The 16606-nt window shown below is 69.1% G+C and carries 16 protein-coding genes; 8 read left to right on the top strand and 8 right to left on the bottom strand.

Annotated features, from left to right (window positions below; all coding sequences use genetic code 11):
• Window positions 1-26: 26 nt before the first annotated feature.
• From PK606_RS11865 to PK606_RS11845, 5 genes are all read right to left on the bottom strand, one after another.
• Window positions 27-1022 carry a branched-chain amino acid ABC transporter permease gene (locus tag PK606_RS11865; RefSeq protein ID WP_324564194.1) on the bottom strand — a complete coding sequence of 332 codons (996 nt, stop codon included), beginning with the start codon at window positions 1020-1022 and terminating at the stop codon, window positions 27-29.
• Window positions 1023-1044: 22 nt separating this feature from the next.
• Complete coding sequence (locus PK606_RS11860; RefSeq protein ID WP_324564192.1) at window positions 1045-1770, bottom strand: ABC transporter ATP-binding protein; 726 nt, start codon at window positions 1768-1770, stop codon at window positions 1045-1047.
• Entirely contained in the window at window positions 1767-2540 is a 774-nt protein-coding gene (locus PK606_RS11855) for an ABC transporter ATP-binding protein (RefSeq protein WP_324564190.1), read from the bottom strand. Before PK606_RS11855 ends, PK606_RS11860 begins: the two co-directional genes overlap by 4 nt.
• A 114-nt stretch (window positions 2541-2654) precedes the next feature.
• Window positions 2655-3839, bottom strand: coding sequence for a substrate-binding domain-containing protein (locus PK606_RS11850; protein ID WP_324564188.1), 1185 nt, complete (start codon window positions 3837-3839; stop codon window positions 2655-2657).
• Window positions 3840-4010: 171 nt separating this feature from the next.
• A complete protein-coding gene (locus PK606_RS11845) occupies window positions 4011-5525 on the bottom strand; it encodes a sigma-54 interaction domain-containing protein (RefSeq protein ID WP_324564185.1) in 1515 nt (504 codons plus the stop codon).
• Between the two features lie 112 nt (window positions 5526-5637).
• Between PK606_RS11845 and PK606_RS11840 the strand changes: the two genes are divergently transcribed.
• Window positions 5638-6372 (top strand): ABC transporter substrate-binding protein, encoded by a 735-nt coding sequence (locus PK606_RS11840; RefSeq protein ID WP_324564183.1) that lies wholly within the window; start codon window positions 5638-5640, stop codon window positions 6370-6372.
• An 89-nt stretch (window positions 6373-6461) separates the two neighbouring features.
• On the opposite strand, the gene PK606_RS11835 is transcribed toward PK606_RS11840, so the two are convergent.
• The 3 genes from PK606_RS11835 to PK606_RS11825 form a co-directional block, all read right to left on the bottom strand.
• Window positions 6462-7949, bottom strand: coding sequence for a tripartite tricarboxylate transporter permease (locus PK606_RS11835; protein ID WP_324564182.1), 1488 nt, complete (start codon window positions 7947-7949; stop codon window positions 6462-6464).
• A 15-nt stretch (window positions 7950-7964) separates the two neighbouring features.
• Entirely contained in the window at window positions 7965-8525 is a 561-nt protein-coding gene (locus PK606_RS11830) for a tripartite tricarboxylate transporter TctB family protein (RefSeq protein ID WP_324564180.1), read from the bottom strand.
• A 118-nt stretch (window positions 8526-8643) separates the two neighbouring features.
• Window positions 8644-9615 (bottom strand): Bug family tripartite tricarboxylate transporter substrate binding protein, encoded by a 972-nt coding sequence (locus PK606_RS11825; protein ID WP_324564178.1) that lies wholly within the window; start codon window positions 9613-9615, stop codon window positions 8644-8646.
• A 125-nt stretch (window positions 9616-9740) separates the two neighbouring features.
• Between PK606_RS11825 and PK606_RS11820 the strand changes: the two genes are divergently transcribed.
• From PK606_RS11820 to PK606_RS11790, 7 genes are all read left to right on the top strand, one after another.
• On the top strand, window positions 9741-10421 hold the full coding sequence (locus PK606_RS11820; protein ID WP_324564176.1) for a response regulator: 681 nt from the start codon (window positions 9741-9743) through the stop codon (window positions 10419-10421).
• On the top strand, window positions 10418-11827 hold the full coding sequence (locus PK606_RS11815) for a sensor histidine kinase (RefSeq protein WP_324564174.1): 1410 nt from the start codon (window positions 10418-10420) through the stop codon (window positions 11825-11827). The genes PK606_RS11820 and PK606_RS11815 overlap by 4 nt, the downstream gene beginning before the upstream one ends.
• 65 nt (window positions 11828-11892) lie before the next feature.
• Window positions 11893-12300, top strand: a complete 408-nt coding sequence (locus PK606_RS11810) for an RNA-binding S4 domain-containing protein (protein ID WP_324564234.1) — start codon at window positions 11893-11895, stop codon at window positions 12298-12300.
• A 72-nt stretch (window positions 12301-12372) separates the two neighbouring features.
• Window positions 12373-13254 (top strand): alpha/beta fold hydrolase, encoded by an 882-nt coding sequence (locus PK606_RS11805; protein ID WP_324564172.1) that lies wholly within the window; start codon window positions 12373-12375, stop codon window positions 13252-13254.
• A gap of 220 nt (window positions 13255-13474) precedes the next feature.
• Window positions 13475-15208: a tannase/feruloyl esterase family alpha/beta hydrolase gene (locus PK606_RS11800; protein WP_324564170.1), complete on the top strand. Its 1734-nt coding sequence runs from the start codon at window positions 13475-13477 to the stop codon at window positions 15206-15208.
• Window positions 15209-15286: 78 nt separating this feature from the next.
• Window positions 15287-15781, top strand: coding sequence for a MarR family winged helix-turn-helix transcriptional regulator (locus PK606_RS11795; protein WP_324564168.1), 495 nt, complete (start codon window positions 15287-15289; stop codon window positions 15779-15781).
• Between the two features lie 12 nt (window positions 15782-15793).
• Entirely contained in the window at window positions 15794-16456 is a 663-nt protein-coding gene (locus tag PK606_RS11790) for a DsbA family oxidoreductase (RefSeq protein WP_324564166.1), read from the top strand.
• The last annotated feature ends 150 nt before the right edge of the window (window positions 16457-16606 follow it).

The raw sequence follows: 16606 nt of genomic DNA, 5'->3' as shown, positions 1-16606 counted from the left end.
GCTCAGGCTGTGTCCTGGCGCCGTCTTCATCGACCTGTGACCGGATACACGCCCTGCGGCCGCCACAGCAGGATGGCGACCATCAGCGCGATGTTGGAGAACAGCGCCACCTTGGGCGCCAGGAAGCCGGTGTAGTTGGCCATCAGCCCGACCAGCAGGGCGCCGATCAGCGCGCCGGTGGTGCTGCCGAGGCCGCCGATGATGATGACGATGAAGATCAGGATGATGACCTGCGAGCCCATCTGCGGGATCACGTTCTGCTGGTACAGGCCCCACATCACGCCACCCAGGCCGGCCAGCGCGCTCCCGACCACGAACACGCCGATGAACAGGCGCCGGATGCGGTAGCCGAGAGACTCCACCATCTCGCGGTCCTGCACCCCGGCGCGGATCAGCAAGCCGACCTTGGTACGCGCCAGCGTCCAGGCCAGCAGTGCGAACACCACGGCGCCGACGATCACCGCCACCACGCGGTACTTCTCTACCGCCGCCGAATCCGATCCGATGGCGATCAGCCAGGAGCCGCGCATGCCCTCGGGCAGCGGCAGCGGAATCTGCGCCGGGCCCCAGATCACCTTGATCAGCTCCTCGCCGATGATCATGCCGCCCATGGTGATCAGGATCTGCTTGAGGTGGTTGCCGTACACCGGCCGCACGATGAAGCGCTCGAACGCCAGTCCGACTGCGCCGGCCACCAGCATCGCGACCACCATGGCCGGCAGCACCGCCACCAGGTTGCGCCAGATGTTGGCCGACTGGGTCCAGTCGCTCATGGCGCCGAGCACGCTGGTGGCGACGAAGGCGCCCAGCGCGATGAACACGCCGTGGCCGAAGTTCAGCACGTCCATCAGGCCAAATACCAGCGTCAGGCCGGAGGCGATGATGAAGATGATCATGCCCATCGCCAGGCCTGCCACGGTGAGCGTGAGCCAGGTCGAGCCGGATCCGATCAGCGGCAGCGCGATGAGTGCCAGCACGGGCACCAGCAGCAGGGGGATGACGTCGATGTCGAGCGATTTCATGGGGTGATTCCGCGTGCGGCTGCTACAGGGCCAGCCCCAGCAGCCGCCGCTGCAGCGCCTCGTCCTGCGCCAGCGCGGCCATGGTGCCGGCGTGCACCACCTGGCCGTTGTCCATCACCGCCACGGTGTCGCCCAGGCGCTTGGCGAAGTTGATGTTCTGCTCGACCAGCAGGATGGTCACGCCGCTCGTCTTGAGTTGCTCGAACGCGCTGATCATGTTGTTGATGATGGCGGGTGCCAGGCCCTTGCTGGGTTCGTCGACGATCAGCAGCTCGCGCGGCTCGACGATGGCGCGGCTGACGGCCAGCATCTGCTTCTGGCCGCCGCTGAGCTTGCCGGCCGGGTGGTTCCAGAACTTTTCCACCGGCGGAAACAGCTTGAAGATCCACTGCAGGCGCTCCTGGTCGATCTGCGCCGCACTGGCCGCGCTGCGTGCCGCCAGCACCATGTTCTCCTTCACCGTCAGGTCGGCGAAGATGCCCATGTTCTCGGGCACGTAGGCGATGCCCATCTGGGCAATCTGCGGTGTGTGGCTTTTCGTGATGTCCTGGCCGTTGAAGCCGATGCGGCCGCTGCTCGCCTGCCACAAGCCCATGATGGTGCGCAGCGTGGTGGTCTTGCCGGCGCCGTTGCGCCCCAGCAGCATGGTGAGTTGGCCGCGCGGCACGACCAGGTCGACGCCATGCAGGATGTGGTAGGCGCCGATGTGGGTGTGCACGCCTTCGAGCTGCAGCAGGATGTCGCTCATGCCGCCACCTCGTCTTCCTTCGAGACGCCGAGGTAGGCTTCCTGCACCACCGGCGAGGCAATCACCTCGGCAGGCTCGCCGTCGGCCACCAGCTGGCCATTGGTGAGCACCACGATGCGGTCGGCCAGCTCGCGCACCACGTCCATCTTGTGCTCGACCAGCAGGATGATCTTGGACTTGTCGTGCTTGAGCTGCCGGATCAGGTTCAGGATCACCGGTGCCTCGTCGTGGCTCATGCCGGCGGTGGGCTCGTCGAACATGTAGACCTTGGGGTCGAGTGCCATCAGCAGCGCCACCTCCAGCTTGCGCTGATCGCCGTGCGGCAGGCTGGCCACCGGCATGTGCTGCTTGTCGGTCATCGCGACCGAGTCGAGGATCTCGAGCGCGCGCCGGGTCAGGCTGCGGTGGTCGCTCCAAATGCTGGTCAGCTTCAGGCCGCGCCGATGGCTGCCGTCCAGCGTGGCCTGCGCCGCCAGGCGCACGTTCTCCAGCACCGGCAGGTTGGGAAACAGGTTGGTGAGCTGGAACGCCCGGCCCAGCCCGGCGCGCGTGCGGGCTGATGGCGACAGGCCGGACAGGTCCTGCCCATCCAGGTGGACCGTGCCGGCACTGGGCTTGAGCTGTCCCGAGATCAGGTTGAAGTAGGTCGTCTTGCCGGCGCCGTTGGGCCCGACGATCGCCGTCAGCGTGCCGGGCTCGAACGCGCAGCTGACGCGGTCGACGGCCACGTGGCCGCCGAAGCGGATGGTGAGATCTTTGGTTGCCAGCATGTGGACGTTGCGCGATCGCGTTCGGTGTTGGGCGTGAACAGCCATGCTGGCGCCGAGCGTGACCGCGCGGGGCCACGCTCAGTGCTCAGCGCCGAACGCCCAGGCTGGGGAAGATCAGCGCTTGTTGCGGATCGGCACCTGCATCTCTTCAGGCTTGATCTCGCGCACCAGCTCCGGCACGCCCCAGGCGAAGGCCGGGTCGTTCTTGATCTTGAAGTGGTACATGCTCTGCATGGCCTGGTGATCGTCCTTGCGGAAGGTCATCTTGCCCTTGGGCGTGTCGAAGCTCATGCCTTCCATGGTGCTGATGAGCTTGTTGGTATTGGTGTTGCCGCCGGTCTGCTTGAGCGCCGTGACGATCGCCATCGCGGCCGAGAAACCGCCGGCGGTGAAGAAGTCGGGCGGGGTCTTGTATTCCTTGTAGTGCGCGGCCACCAGCGCATCGTTGACTGGGTTCTTCGGGATGCCGAAGTAGTAGTAGGTGGCGCCTTCCATGCCGGGCAGGTTTTTGTACGCCGCCATCGCGGGCAGGATGTTGCCGCCGGTGGCGATCTCGATGCCATGGCGCTTCAGGTCGAGGTCGGCGATCTTGAACGGGTTGCCGGCGCCGGCCCAGATGATGAAGATGACCTTGCGGCCCGGCTTGTCCTTCAGCGCGTCGATCAGGCGTTGGGCGCCGGCGGTGAAGTCGGTGGTGTTGGTCGGCAGGTATTCCTCGTGGACTATTTTTGCCTTCTTGAGCGCGTCCTTGAACGCCTTCACGCCGTCGCGGCCGAACGCGTAGTCCTGCGCCAGCGTGGCGACCGAGACACCTTCCTTGTCCATGGCCACCGCGTTGCTGATGGCGTCCTGGCTGGAGTTGCGGCCGGTGCGGAAGATGTACTTGTTCCACTTGTCGCCGGTGATCGAATCGGCCACGGCCGGCTCGACCAGCAGGATCTTCTTGTATTCCTCGGCCACCGGCAGCATTGCCAGCGCGACGCCGGAGGAGGTCGGGCCCACCGCCAGGTCGGCCTTGTCGTCGGAGTAGGCGGCCGCCAGCAGGCTCTTGCCCAGGTCGGGCTTGCCCTGGTCATCTTTCTCGATCACGGTGATCTTCTTGCCGTTCACGGTCATGGTGCCACCGGTGGCATATTGAAGGCCCATCATCAGGCCGGCCTGGGTCTGCTTGCCATAGGCTTCGAGCGGGCCGGTCTTGCTGTAGACGTGGGCGATCTTGATGTCACCCGACTGGGCCAGCGCGGGGGCGCTGACGGTGGCAGCCAGGGCGGCGAGGGCGATGAGGGAGCGGCGTTGCATGAGAGTCTCCTGTGAGCACTGGAATGAGTGAGGCATATGCAAGCATGATCCGTGCCAACACGTAAATCATTGATTCATATAGAGTCTATCTACATGCACTGCAGAGTTGACTGAAAAGCAGACAAATTAAATGTCTGATAATCAGACAAATGACTGAATGATGATCAGGGTTTATCCGGATAACCAGGTTGCGGTGCGATCACGCATGCGTTCGTACAGCGTCGCACGGGAGATGCCCAGCAGCCGTGCGGCAGCCAGCTTGTTGCCCCGGGTGGCCTGCAGCGCGGCGTCGATGGCGCGCCGCTCCAGCTCGGCCACCTGTTCGCCCAGCGGCCGCAGCAAGGCCGCCGAGTCGGGTGGCGCAGGCTCGGGCGGCAGCGCCGGTTGCACCTGCGCCAGCCCGGACTGGCGCAACAGTGCTTCCATCGCGTCGGTGTCGAGCCGGTCGGAGTCGGTGCGCAGCGCGGCCTGCTCGAGCACGTTGCGCAGTTCGCGGATGTTGCCGCGCCAGTGCTGCGCCGCCAGCAGGGCGATGGCGCCGCGGCCCAACTCGGGCGGCGGATTGCCGCGGTGCGCCATGTCCTCGGACAGGATCTCGATCAGCGCCGGGATGTCGCTGCGCCGCTCGCGCAGCGGCGGCACCCGCACCGGCAGCACGTTGAGGCGGTAGTACAGGTCCTCGCGGAACTGGCCGGCGCGTACCAGCGCCGGCAGGTCGCGACTGGTGGCGGCGATCACGCGCACGTCGAAGGGCACCAGTTGGTTGCTGCCCAGTGGCTCGGCCTCGCCCTCCTGCAGCGCGCGCAGCAGCTTGGCCTGCAGGCCGGGCGGCATGTCGCCGATCTCGTCGAGGAACAGCGTGCCGCCGTCGGCCAGCTTGAACTTGCCGATGCGGCCCTTGCGGTCGGCGCCGGTGTAGGCGCCGGGTGCGACGCCGAAGAACTCGGCCTCCAGCAGTGTGTCGGGCACGGCGGCGATGTTGACGCTGACGAAGGGCTGCGCGGCGCGCGGCGACGCCGCGTGGATGCCGTGTGCCAGCAGCTCTTTGCCGGTGCCGGTCTCGCCCAGCAGCAGCACCGGGCTGTGCGACTTCGCGGCGCGGCGCGCCTGGCGCTTGACCTCGCTGGCCGCCGGGCTGGAGCCGATGAAGCTGGCCAGCGTGTACTTCGATTGCCGCCGGCCATCGCCCTGCTGGCTGCGCTGCGCCGCCAGTTCGAGCTGGGCCTCCTCCAGGTCCTGCTGCAGGCGCGCGAACTTGGCCAGCAGCGGTTGCAGGTTGCTGGAGGTCTGGTCGAACAGCACGATGCCGAGCACGCCCATCACCTCGCCGCTGTCGTCGCGCAGTGGAATGCGGCTGACGGCGAAGGTGCCGGCACGGTTGGTGATTAGATCGATCAGGATCGGCTTGCCGGTCTTGAGCACCTGGTGCATCAGCGTGTTCTGCACCACGTCCGAGACCGCACGGCCGACGAAGTCCTCTTCGCGCTGGAAGCCCAGCGCCGGCAGGAAGCGCCGGTACTGGTCGTTGATCCACACCACGCGCGCGTCGCGGTCAACCAGCATCATGCCCTCGCTGGCGCTGGCGAACAGGTCGAACATCGAGCGCGCGGCCAGTTCCAGGATCGAGGCGACGTCGCGCGGCAGATCGGATGCGGCGAGGCTGGACGAGGCGGCGCTGCTGGGCATGCTGCATATTAGCTTTGCCGCAGGCAGTGGAGGGCGGGCAGTCGGCTACATTCCATTGCGCGCCTGTCGTCGCGGGCGTGCCCCGCCCACCAGTCATTTGCCGGCTTCCCGTATGAACATCGCTTCCGCCATCGTCCAGGCGTTCGCGCCCACCGGCACTCTGCGTGCCTCGATCAACCTCGGCAACCCGATCCTGGCCAACCGCGATCCGGCCAGCGGCCAGCCCTTCGGCGTCTCGATCGACCTGGCCAATGAACTGGCGCAGGCGCTGGGCGTGGCGATCGAGTTGCTGGTGTTCGACGCCGCCGGCAAGTCGGTCGAGGCGCTGGAGCAGGGCCGCGCCGACATCGGCTTCTTCGCCATCGACCCCAAGCGCGGCGAGCACATCGCCTTCACCGCGCCCTACGTGCTGATTGAGGGCAGCTACCTGGTGCGGGATGAATCGCCGCTGCAGTCCAACGATGAGGTCGACCGCGCCGGCACCCGCGTGATGGTCGGCAAGGGCAGTGCCTACGACCTGTTCCTGACGCGCGAGCTGAAGGCGGCGGCGATCGTGCGCGCACCGAACTCGCAGGCCGTGGTGGAGGAGTTCGTGCGCCAGGGCGCCGATGTCGCCGCCGGCGTGCGCCAGCAGCTTGAAGCGGATCAGGCGCGCTTTCTCGGCCACCGTCTGCTGCCGGGCCGCTTCATGGTGATCCGCCAGGCCATGGGCGTCGGCAAGTCGCGCGGTGCCGAGGCGGCCGACTTCCTGGCGGCCTATGTCGAGCGCCAGAAGGCCAGCGGCTTCGTTGCCGAAGCGCTGGCCAGGCACGGCATCCAGGGCGCTTCGGTGGCGCCGCCGGCCTGAGCAGGCGTGAGCGAATCCGCCATGCGCATTCTTCACGCCTTCCGAGTCGGTCGGTCGGCTTCACGCTGGCGCCGGCCGATCGCCGCAGCTCATGCGCGGCGCCGACCCAGCACGCGTGGCAGGATCAGCACGGCGGCGATGATGATCAGCAGGGTCAGCGACATCGGCCGCTCCAGGAACACCGTCCACTTGCCCTCGCCGATCGACAGCGCGTTGCGCATCTGGGCCTCGGCCAGGGGGCCCAGGATCATGCCGATGACCACCGGCGCGGTCGGGAAGTCGAAGCGCCGCATGATCACGCCCAGGGCGCCGATGACGTAGAGCAGGAACACGTCGAAGGCGCTTTGCCGCATGCCGTAGGCGCCCACGGTGGCGAAGATCAGGATGCCGGCGTAGAGCTGCGGCTTGGGGATCTTCAGCAGCTTCACCCACAGCCCGACCATCGGCAGGTTCAGCACCAGCAGCATGATGTTGCCGATGTAGAGCGAGGCGATCAGCGCCCACACCATCGCGGCCGAGGTTTCGAACAGCTGCGGGCCGGGCTGGATGCCGTAGTTCTGGAACGCGCCCAGCAGGATGGCGGTGGTGTTGCTGGTCGGGATGCCGAGCGTGAGCAGCGGGATCAGCGCCGTGGTCACGGTGGCGTTGTTGGCCGATTCGGGGCCGGCCACGCCCTCGATGGCGCCCCGGGTGCCGAACTCGGCCTGGTCTTCACCCTTGGCCAGCTTCTTCTCGGTGGCGTAGGAGAGGAAGGTCGGGATCTCGGTGCCACCGGCCGGGATCATGCCGAAGGGCGAGCCGATGGCGGCGCCGCGCAGCCAGGCCGGCACGCTGCGCCGCCAGTCGCGCCGCGTCATGTGCACGCGCGTGAGCATGTTCTGGGTCTCGACGATCTTGCCCTCGAACAGCGCCGCGTGCAGCACCTCGGCCACGGCGAACAGGCCGACCGCCACCAGCACGATCTCGATGCCGTCCAGGAACTCGGGCTTGCCGCCGGTGTAGCGCGGCTGGCCGCTGATCTGGTCCATGCCGATCAGGCCGATCGCCAGGCCGACGAACAGGGCAGCCAGCCCGCGCACCGTGCTCTTGCCCAGCACCGCGCTGACGGTGGTGAAGGCCAGCACCATCAGCAGGAAGTACTCGGGCGGACCGAGCTTGACGGCGTAATCCGCCAGCACCGGCGCGAACAGCGTGACCACCACGGTGGCGATGGTGCCGGCCACGAAGGAACCGATGGCCGCGGTCGCCAGCGCCTGGCCGGCGCGGCCGCTCTTGGCCATCTTGTTGCCTTCCATGGCCGTGACCAGGCTGGCCGTCTCGCCCGGCGTGTTGAGCAGGATCGAGGTGGTCGAGCCGCCGTACATGGCGCCGTAGTAGATGCCGGCAAAGAAGATCATCGAGGCCGTGATGTCGACCTTGGTGGTGATCGGCAGCAGCATCGCCACCGTGGTGGCGGGGCCGATGCCGGGCAGCACGCCGACTGCCGTGCCCAGGGCGCAGCCGAACAGCGCCCACAGCAGGTTGGTGACGGACAGGGCGGTGCCGAAGCCGTCGATGAGCAGGGCGAAGGTGTCCATGTGGCGTTCCCCTCCTTAGATCCAGCCGCTGGAGGTCAGGCCCGGCAGGTTGATGGCCAGGAACTTGGTGAACAGCCAGAACACCGGCGCCGCGATGACGAGACCGCTGGCGATGTCGACGAGCCAGGTGTCGTGCGGCTTGTTGAAGGTGCGCCGCAGGCCCTGCGCGGCGAGTACGTAGGCCAGCGTGCAGCTCAGCACGAAACCGATGGTCTCGATCAGCGCCGCGTTCAGCAGCAGACCGGCCGACACCCAGGCGAAGGCCATCCAGTCGGGGTCCTCGTCGCCGGGCACTTCCTCCATCTCGCGGTAGCCGCCGGTGCGCGCGTGCCACAGCAGGATGGCGCCGCAGACCATCAGCGCGATCGCCACCACCCAGGGCAGGAAGTTGGCGCCGACGCCGCCGTAGCCGGCCTCGGACGGGATGTCGATCGCGCCCACGGCCAGGATCAGGCCGACCCCGATGATGCCGGCGCTGACCAGCGTTTCCCACCGCAGCGTCTTGCGCGAAGGGCGCGCCGGATCGGGATGGTCGGGCCGCAGATCGAGCGGGATATTGGGTTGCGGACTGCTCATTCGGGGGTCTCCTCCGGCACCATGCGGCAGCGCCGCCGCTGGTGGCGGCAGCTGCCTGTGGGCCCGGTTGTTGCTGGCTGCGCGCGGACCGGGTGCGGATCGGCGCGCGGATCGGCCATCAGCTGGCGATCATGCCGGCCTTGGTCATGACGTCGCGCAGGTTGGCGAACTCGGCTTCGACGAACTTGGTGAACTCGTCGCCGGTCAGCAGCGCCGGCGTCCAGTCGTTCTTCTTCAGGGCGTCCTGCCAGGACGCCGACTTGGTGGTGGCAACGATGGCATCGATCAGTCCCTTGCGCTGCGCGGCACTGATGCCGGGGCCGCCGAACACGCCGCGCCAGTTGCCGATCTCGACGTTGATGCCTTGTTCCTTCAGCGTCGGGATGTCCTTGGCGCTGTCCAGCCGCTCGCCGCTGGTCACGGCCACGGCCTTCATCTTGCCGGTGCTGATGTACTCGGCGAATTCCGACAGGCCGCTGCCACCGATCGTGACGTTGCCGCCCAGGATGGCGCCGGTCGCTTCGCCGCCGCCGCGGAAGGCCACGTAGTTGATCTTGCTCGGGTCGACACCCGCCTCGCGCGCGATCATGGCCGCCGCGATGTGCTCGGTGGCGCCGCGCGAACCGCCGCCCCACTTGACGCTGCCGGGGTCCTTCTTCAGCTGCGCGATCACGTCGGCCATGGTCTTGTGCGGCGAATTGGCGGGCAGCACGAAGACGTTGTACTCGGTGGTCAGGCGCGCCAGCGGCGTGGCCTGCATCAGGTTCAGCGGCGACTTGCTGGTGATCAGCCCGCCCAGCATCACGGCGCCCATCACCATCAGTTGGTTCGGATCGCCCTTGGCGCCGGCCAGGAACGGCGCCAGGCCGAGCGCACCGGCGGCGCCACCCTTGTTGTCATAGGTGACCGTGGCAGCCTGCTTGGCGTCCAGCATCGCCTTGCCGAGCGAGCGACCGGTGGTGTCCCAGCCGCCGCCGGGGTTGGCAGGGATCATCATCTTCAGGTTGGCCCCGGCCTGCGCCCAGGCTGCGGGCAGTGCGCCGGTGGCGGCAAGGGCAGCCAGGGTCTTCAGGAAGGTGTCGCGTCGCATGGAAAGTCTCCTCGGATGGATGGGAACGGCTCGATGATGGTGATCGGGGCTGTCAATTGGCTGTCCCGGCGATTGGGGTTTACCCTTGATTCTGGTGTCGTCGCGGCTGCGGTATCGTGGTGCCGATGAGGTTGCTGGTGGTCGAAGACGATGCTGCGCTGCAGGCGACACTGCTGCGCACGCTGGCGCGGCGCGGCTTCTCGGTGACTGCGGTTGGCGATGGCGCGGCGGCGCTGCGGCGCTGGACCGGCAGCGCGCCCGACGCGGTGGTGCTCGATCTGTCGCTGCCTGGCATGGATGGGCTGCAGGTGTTGTCGCAGGCGCGCGCGCAGGGCCTGCGCACGCCGGTGCTGGTGCTGACCGCGCGCGGCACGGTGGGCGACCGCGTGCTGGGCTTGAACGCCGGGGCGGATGACTACCTGGCCAAGCCCTTCGACCTCGATGAGTTGGAGGCCCGCCTGCGCGCGCTGGTGCGCCGCAGCACGCCGGAGCCGGATGTGGCACCCGCCGGCGGCATGCAGATCGGCCGCATCCGCTACGGGCGCGATGGCGGCGCGATCTACCGCGATGGCGTACCGATGGACCTCACGCCGCGCGAGCTGGCCTTGATGCACGCCTTGCTGGCACGTCCGGGCCAGGCGGTCGCCAAGGAACGGCTGTTCGAGCAGGTGTTCCCCGGCGAGACCGAGGTGCGCTACGAGGCGATCGAGGTGGTGGCCTACCGCCTGCGCCGCAAGCTGGCGGACACCGGGCTCGAGCTGGTCACGCTGCGCGGCCTCGGCTACCTGATGCGAGCCAGCCCGTGAAGCCGGCGCGCGTCCGCGCTCGCTCGCTGCGGCGGCAGTTGCTGCTCGGCATCCTGATCCCGCTGGTGCTGATCGTCGGCTTCAATACCTGGAGCCTGTACCGCCAGGCGCTGGGCGCGCTGCACACCGCCTACGACCGCACGCTGCTAGCCTCGGCCAAGAGCCTGGGGGAATGGCTCGACGTGAGCGGCGAGGGCGACAGCGCCCGGCTGCAGGCGCAGGTGCCCTCGGCGGCGCTGGAGGCCTTCGAGGCCGACCACCGCAGCCGCATGGCCTACCGCATCTCCACCCGCGAGGGCGTGCTGCTGTCGGGCTACGAAGACCTGCCGATGTGGCGCGGCGAGATCCCGGTGCGGCCGCCCTACGCGGCGCTGGTCGACTTCTATGATGGCGAGTTTCGTGGCGATCCGGTGCGCATGGCGGTGCTGCTGCAGCCCGTGGCCCGCACCACCGGCAAGGGCATGGCGGTGGTGCAGGTGGCCGAGACACTGGAGATCCGCCATGCACTGGCGCGCCAGATCCTGTGGGACACACTGGTGCGCCAGGCCGCCTTGATCGCCCTGATCGCCGCCACCGCGATCGGCGTGGTGCAACTGGCCACGCGGCCGGTGCGTCGCCTCAGCCGCGAGGTGCAGGATCGGCCCGACGACGACCTGCGCCCGATCGCTGCACCCGACGCGCCGCGCGAGCTGCAGCCGCTGATCGCCGCCACCAACGCCCACATGCAGCGCCATGGCGAGATGCTGGCGCAGCGCAAGCGCTTCGTGCGCGATGCCTCGCACCAGCTGCGCACGCCGCTGGCGGTGCTCAAGGCGCAGGTGCAGTCGGCGCGGCGCGGCGACCTGCCGCCAGCCGAGGCGCTGGCCGAGATCGAGGACACGGTGGATCGCGCCACCCTGCTGGCCAACCAGATGCTGGCGCTGGCCAAGGTGGCGCAGCTGCGGCAGCAGGCGGACGCATCGGCCACCGCCTTCGATGCCGTGGTCCGCGACGTCGCGCTCGAGCTGTCGCCGCTGATCGCCGAACACGGCCTGGACTTCAGCCTGCAGGCGGCGCCGGTGACGCTCCCGGCACACGAATGGATGCTGCGCGAACTCACGCGCAACCTGCTGCACAACGCGGTGCGGTACACGCCGGCCGGCGGGCTGCTCGGCATCACGCTGGAGCGGGTCGGGAGCCAGGCGCGGCTCACCGTCGCCGACGGCGGACCGGGGATCGCGCCCGAGCTCGCCCAGCGCCTGTTCCAGCCCTTCAGCGCCGGCACGCACGGCTCGGGCTCTGGCCTCGGGCTGGCGATCTGCCACGAGATCGTGCAGGCGCTGGGCGGCCGCATCGAACTCGTCAATCGCGCGCACAATGGCCGGGTCGCCGGCCTCGATGCCATCGTCACCCTGCCGATCGAATGAGTTCCAAAGCCGACCGTGCCAGCCGCAGCTGGGGCGAGCCCGATCCCGAAGCGCACGGCGCCGCGATGCGCCTGGACAAATGGCTCTGGTGCGCGCGCTTCTACAAGACGCGCGCGCTGGCGGTGCACGAGATCGAGCGCGGCCGCGTGCTGCTGGCCGGCAGCAACGTGAAGCCGTCGCGCGAGATCAGGCCGGGCGACGTGCTGACCCTGCGCCAGGGCTTCATCACGCGCAGCGTCATCGTCCGGGCCCTGAACCCGATGCGCGGGCCGGCGCCGGTGGCGCAGCAGCTCTACGAGGAAACGCCCGAGAGCATCGCCGCGCGCGAGCAGGCCGCCGCCGCGCGCCGGCTGGCGCCCGAGCCGGCGCACGCGATCGAGCAGGGCCGGCCGACCAAGCGCGACCGGCGGGTCCTGGACGAGCAGCGGCGTGGTGACTGGGGCGCGCGCTGGTCGGCCTCGCTCGACGAATGAGCGGGTGACACAATCGGTCGGCGTTGACCTGGCCCGGTGCCGCCGCCGGCAGTGACGCCCGCACGTTTTCCCATGCATGACATCACCGTTCCCACCTTCCTGCCGCTGGCTGAACGTGCGCGCCTGGCGCGGGCACGCCGCCTGACCACGCCGTGTGGCAGCGGCCGACTGGTCTGGCATGCCTGGGAGCCTGATGCCGGGCCCGATGCGGGCGCGCCGCCGCTGGTGCTGTTCCACGGCGGCAGCGGCTCGTGGACGCACTGGGTCAGGAACATCCTGCCGCTGGTCGACGCCGGCCGCAGCGTGTATGCCGTGGACCTGCCGGGTTTCGGCGAGTCCGATCCGCCGCCTGGTGGGAGCGATGCCGATGTCATGGTCGAGCCGCTGGCGGCCGGCCTGCGTCAGCTGTTCGGCGGCGATGAGGTCGATCTGGTGGGTTTCTCCTTCGGCGGCATGACCGCCGGCCTGCTGCTGGCGGCGCACCCCGCGCTGGCGCGCCGGCTGGTGCTGGTCGGCGCGCCGGCCATGGGCGTGGTGCCGGGCCGGCAGTTCGAGCTCAAGGCCTGGCGCCACCTGAAGACGCCGCAGGAGCAGGCTGAGGTCCACCGTCACAACCTGGGCGTGCTGATGCTGCACGACCATGACCTGATCGATGGCCTGGCGCTGGAAGTGCACATCGCCAACGTGCAGCGCGACCGCCTGCAGCGCCGGCGGCTGGCGCACACCGACATCCTGGCGCGTCGCTTGCCACAGGTGCCGGTGCCGGTGCACGCCATCTACGGCGCGCACGATGCGATCTACCGCGAGTACATCCATCAGCTCGCCGATGCCTATGCCGCCGCGGCAGCGGACTTCCGCGGCCTGCAGCTGATCGACGGCGCCGGCCACTGGGTCCAGTTCGAGGCGCCGGAAGCCTTCGGCGCCGCACTGCACGCAGCCCTGCACGAGGCCTGATCAGTCCCAGCAGCACCGGCGCGGTGCGTTGCCTGGGCACGCGGCCCGCGTTCGTGTCTCGCGGCGCCGAATCGACGCAGCCGAGATACCCGGCCGTGCGTTCTCGGGTGCCCAATCATCGGGTTTTCCCGCATGAAGTAGTTATCAAATACAACTAAATTACAGCCTGCGCCAGGCTCATGAAGACCGGCGCATCCAACAAGATCAGGAGACATTCCACATGGACCACATTCCCACGTTCGGCGCGCGCGCAGCCTGGGTCGGCGCCGCTGCTGCGGCCGCGCTGCTGCTGTCGGCCTGCGGTGGCTCGAGCCTGCCGCAACTGGGCGCCGCCCGACCCGGCACCCTGCAAAGCTGCGCCGACCTGGCCGCCAAGGCGGTGTTCAGTAACACCACCTACAGCTCGGCCGTGCTGGTGCCGGCCGGCGAGCTGGCCATCGCCGGCGCGGCCGCCGCGCCCGAGCACTGCCTGGTCAAGGGCGAGATGAACCGCCGCACCAGCGCCGTCGACGGCAAGAGCTATGCGATCGGCTTCGAGATGCGCCTGCCCACGGCCTGGAACGGCCGCTACTTCTACCAGGCCAACGGCGGCATCGACGGCAGCATCGTCACCGCCACCGGCCCCACCGGCGGCGGCGCGCCGTTGGGCAACGCGCTGACGATGGGCTTTGCCGTGATCAGCTCGGACGCCGGACACCAGCCGCCGGCGCCATTTTTCGGGCTCGATCCGCAGGCGCGTGCCGACTACGGCTACGCCGCGGTCGGCGCGCTGACGCCGATGGCCAAGAACCTGGTCAAGGCGGCCTACGGGCGCGAACCCGACCGCTCGTACATCGGCGGCTGCTCGAACGGTGGCCGTCATGCGCTGGTCGCGGCGGCGCGCTACGGCGACCAGTACGACGGTTTCCTGGCCGGGGCGCCGGGCATGCACCTGCCCAAGTCGGCGGTCGCGCAGCTGTGGAAGGTGAAGCAGTACGCTGCCGTCGCCAGCGAGACCATCGCCAGCGGCAATGACGCCGGCCTGCCGGACGTGAAGTCCGCCGTCACCGCCGCCGAGTGGTCGCTGCTGGGCAGCCGCATCGCCGCCCGATGCGACGCGCTGGACGGCGTGGCCGACGGCATGGTGCAGGACAAGGCCGCCTGCCAGGCGGCGTTCGACATCCAGGCCGACGTGCCGAGCTGCAGCGGCGCGCGCGACGGCAGCTGCCTGACGCAGGCGCAGAAGGACACGCTGGCCCGCGTCTTCGCCGGCGCCGTGACGCCCGGCGGGCAGGCGATCTACGCGCCGTTCCCCTGGGATCCGGGTGTCGCCGGCAGCAACTACGCGCTGTGGCACTACGCCATGGCGACCGAGCGCGATCCGGGCGCCGTCGCCTTCATCTTCAACACGCCGCCGATGGCGCGGGCGGATTTCCTGGCCACGACGGGTCTGAAGTACGCCCTGGACTACGACCTCGACGCCGGCTACCAGCGCATCTTCGCCACCACGCCAACCTATGCCGAGTCGTCCTGGGCGTTCATGACGCCGCCGCACGCGACCGACCTGTCAACGCTGCGCGAGCGGGGCGCCAAGCTGCTCGTGTACCACGGCGTCGCCGACGGCATCTTCTCGGCCAGCGACAGCGCAAGCTGGTACGACGCGCTGAACCAGGCCAACGGCGGCGAGGCGGCTGACTTCGCGCGCCTGTTCCTGGTGCCGGGCATGAACCACTGCTCGGGCGGGCCGTCGGCCGACCAGTTCGATGCGCTGACCTCACTGGTGAACTGGGTCGAGCACGGCGATGCGCCCGATCGCATCCTCGCCGCCGCACGTGGGCCGGGCGCCAACGTGGTTAATGCGGAAGTGCCGGCCGAGTGGGGTCAACGCACCCGGCCGCTGTGCGCCTGGCCCCAGGTGGCGCGCTACAACGGCTCGGGCGATCCGCAGGACGCGGCCAGCTACAGCTGCCGCTGACGGATGCGCTGATGCGGGCGGCAGGGTCGGGCACGGGTGCCTGACGGCGCGCGGGAGCCGGGTGGCACAATGAACCGGATGAAGCCGCCTGCCGCGCCCGCCCACGCCCGGAGGCGCGGCCGCGCACGTCCGGCGCGCCGGCCTGAAGTCGATTCGGCTTTTCTGCGCACGCTGGTCGGCTACAACGCCCAGCGTGTGGCGCTGGCCATCATGGCCGTGTTCATGGAGCGCATGGCCGTGCACGACCTCAAGCCGGTCGAGTTCTCGGTGCTCAGCCTGATCGGCCACAACCCCGGCATCACCTCGCGCGCCGTCTGCGACGAACTCGCCCTGCAGCCGCCCAACCTGGTGCGCCTGCTGGGCCGGCTGGACGAGCGCGTCTTGGTGCTGCGCGAGGCCCATCCCGACGACGGGCGGGCGCTGGGCCTGAAGCTCAGCGCCGCCGGCGAGGCCCTGCTGCGCGCCGCCGAGGCCACCGCCGCACAGCTCGAGATCGATGCCACGTCGACGCTGTCGCCGGCCGAGCGCGCGCAGCTCATCGCGCTGTTGCAGCGCATCTATCTGACCGACTGAGAGTCCGTTGCCATGTCCGCCCAGCCCACGCCGCTCAAGATCGACTTCGTTTCCGACATCGCCTGCCCCTGGTGCGCGGTTGGCCTGGCCTCGCTGCAGCAGGCCTTGAAGAACAGCGCCGACGCGGTGCAGGCGACGATCCACTTCCAGCCCTTCGAGCTCAATCCCGACATGCCGCCCGAGGGCGAGGATGTCGACGAGCACCTGGCGCGCAAGTACGGCGGCTCGCCGGCGCAGTTCGCGCAGACGCGCGCGGCGATCCGTGAGCGCGGTGCCGCCGTGGGCTTCAGCTTCCGGCCCGAGGGGCGCGGGCGCATCGTCAACACCTTCAATGCGCACCGCCTGCTGCACTGGGCCGGGCTGGAGGGCGAGGTCGCGCAGACGGCGCTCAAGCGGGCGCTGCTCGAGGCCTACCACGGGCGCGGCGAGCGCGTCGACCACGACGAGGTGCTGCTGGCCGCCGTCGCCACGGCTGGGCTGGACATGGCGCGGGCAGGCGAGATCCTGGCTGGCGACGAGTTCGCCGCCGAGGTGCGCGAGGCCGAGGCGATGTGGCAGCGCGCCGGCATCCATTCGGTGCCGGCGGTGGTCATCAACGAGCGCCACCTGATCTCCGGCGGCCAGCCGCCCGAGGTGTTCGAGCAGGCGCTGCGCAGGATCGCGCAGACGGACTGATCGGCGTCCAGTTACCGGCGGCTGTGGCGACGGCACCACGTCGCACGGCCCAAGTCGGCCGGATACTCCTGTTTCGATAGCTGACGCACAGGCGCATTACTCATAAGTCAGTAATTTAGGGAACAAATGTTCACATCTTCTGTCCAAGTC

This window comes from Ottowia sp. (assembly GCF_035444425.1).
Taxonomy (GTDB): Bacteria; Pseudomonadota; Gammaproteobacteria; order Burkholderiales; family Burkholderiaceae_C; genus Ottowia.
Note: the sequence above shows the minus strand (reverse complement) of the source record. Positions and strands in the feature narration are given on the sequence as shown.

Excerpts from the sequence above, each read along its gene's own strand:
- PK606_RS11865 (WP_324564194.1), bottom strand. The coding sequence starts at position 1,022 with ATGAAATCGCTCGACATCGACGTCATCCCCCTGCTGCTGGTGCCCGTG.
- PK606_RS11860 (WP_324564192.1), bottom strand. The coding sequence starts at position 1,770 with ATGAGCGACATCCTGCTGCAGCTCGAAGGCGTGCACACCCACATCGGC.
- PK606_RS11855 (WP_324564190.1), bottom strand. The coding sequence starts at position 2,540 with ATGCTGGCAACCAAAGATCTCACCATCCGCTTCGGCGGCCACGTGGCC.
- PK606_RS11850 (WP_324564188.1), bottom strand. The coding sequence starts at position 3,839 with ATGCAACGCCGCTCCCTCATCGCCCTCGCCGCCCTGGCTGCCACCGTC.
- PK606_RS11845 (WP_324564185.1), bottom strand. The coding sequence starts at position 5,525 with ATGCCCAGCAGCGCCGCCTCGTCCAGCCTCGCCGCATCCGATCTGCCG.
- PK606_RS11840 (WP_324564183.1), top strand. The coding sequence starts at position 5,638 with ATGAACATCGCTTCCGCCATCGTCCAGGCGTTCGCGCCCACCGGCACT.
- PK606_RS11835 (WP_324564182.1), bottom strand. The coding sequence starts at position 7,949 with ATGGACACCTTCGCCCTGCTCATCGACGGCTTCGGCACCGCCCTGTCC.
- PK606_RS11830 (WP_324564180.1), bottom strand. The coding sequence starts at position 8,525 with ATGAGCAGTCCGCAACCCAATATCCCGCTCGATCTGCGGCCCGACCAT.
- PK606_RS11825 (WP_324564178.1), bottom strand. The coding sequence starts at position 9,615 with ATGCGACGCGACACCTTCCTGAAGACCCTGGCTGCCCTTGCCGCCACC.
- PK606_RS11820 (WP_324564176.1), top strand. The coding sequence starts at position 9,741 with ATGAGGTTGCTGGTGGTCGAAGACGATGCTGCGCTGCAGGCGACACTG.
- PK606_RS11810 (WP_324564234.1), top strand. The coding sequence starts at position 11,893 with ATGCGCCTGGACAAATGGCTCTGGTGCGCGCGCTTCTACAAGACGCGC.
- PK606_RS11805 (WP_324564172.1), top strand. The coding sequence starts at position 12,373 with ATGCATGACATCACCGTTCCCACCTTCCTGCCGCTGGCTGAACGTGCG.
- PK606_RS11800 (WP_324564170.1), top strand. The coding sequence starts at position 13,475 with ATGGACCACATTCCCACGTTCGGCGCGCGCGCAGCCTGGGTCGGCGCC.
- PK606_RS11795 (WP_324564168.1), top strand. The coding sequence starts at position 15,287 with ATGAAGCCGCCTGCCGCGCCCGCCCACGCCCGGAGGCGCGGCCGCGCA.
- PK606_RS11790 (WP_324564166.1), top strand. The coding sequence starts at position 15,794 with ATGTCCGCCCAGCCCACGCCGCTCAAGATCGACTTCGTTTCCGACATC.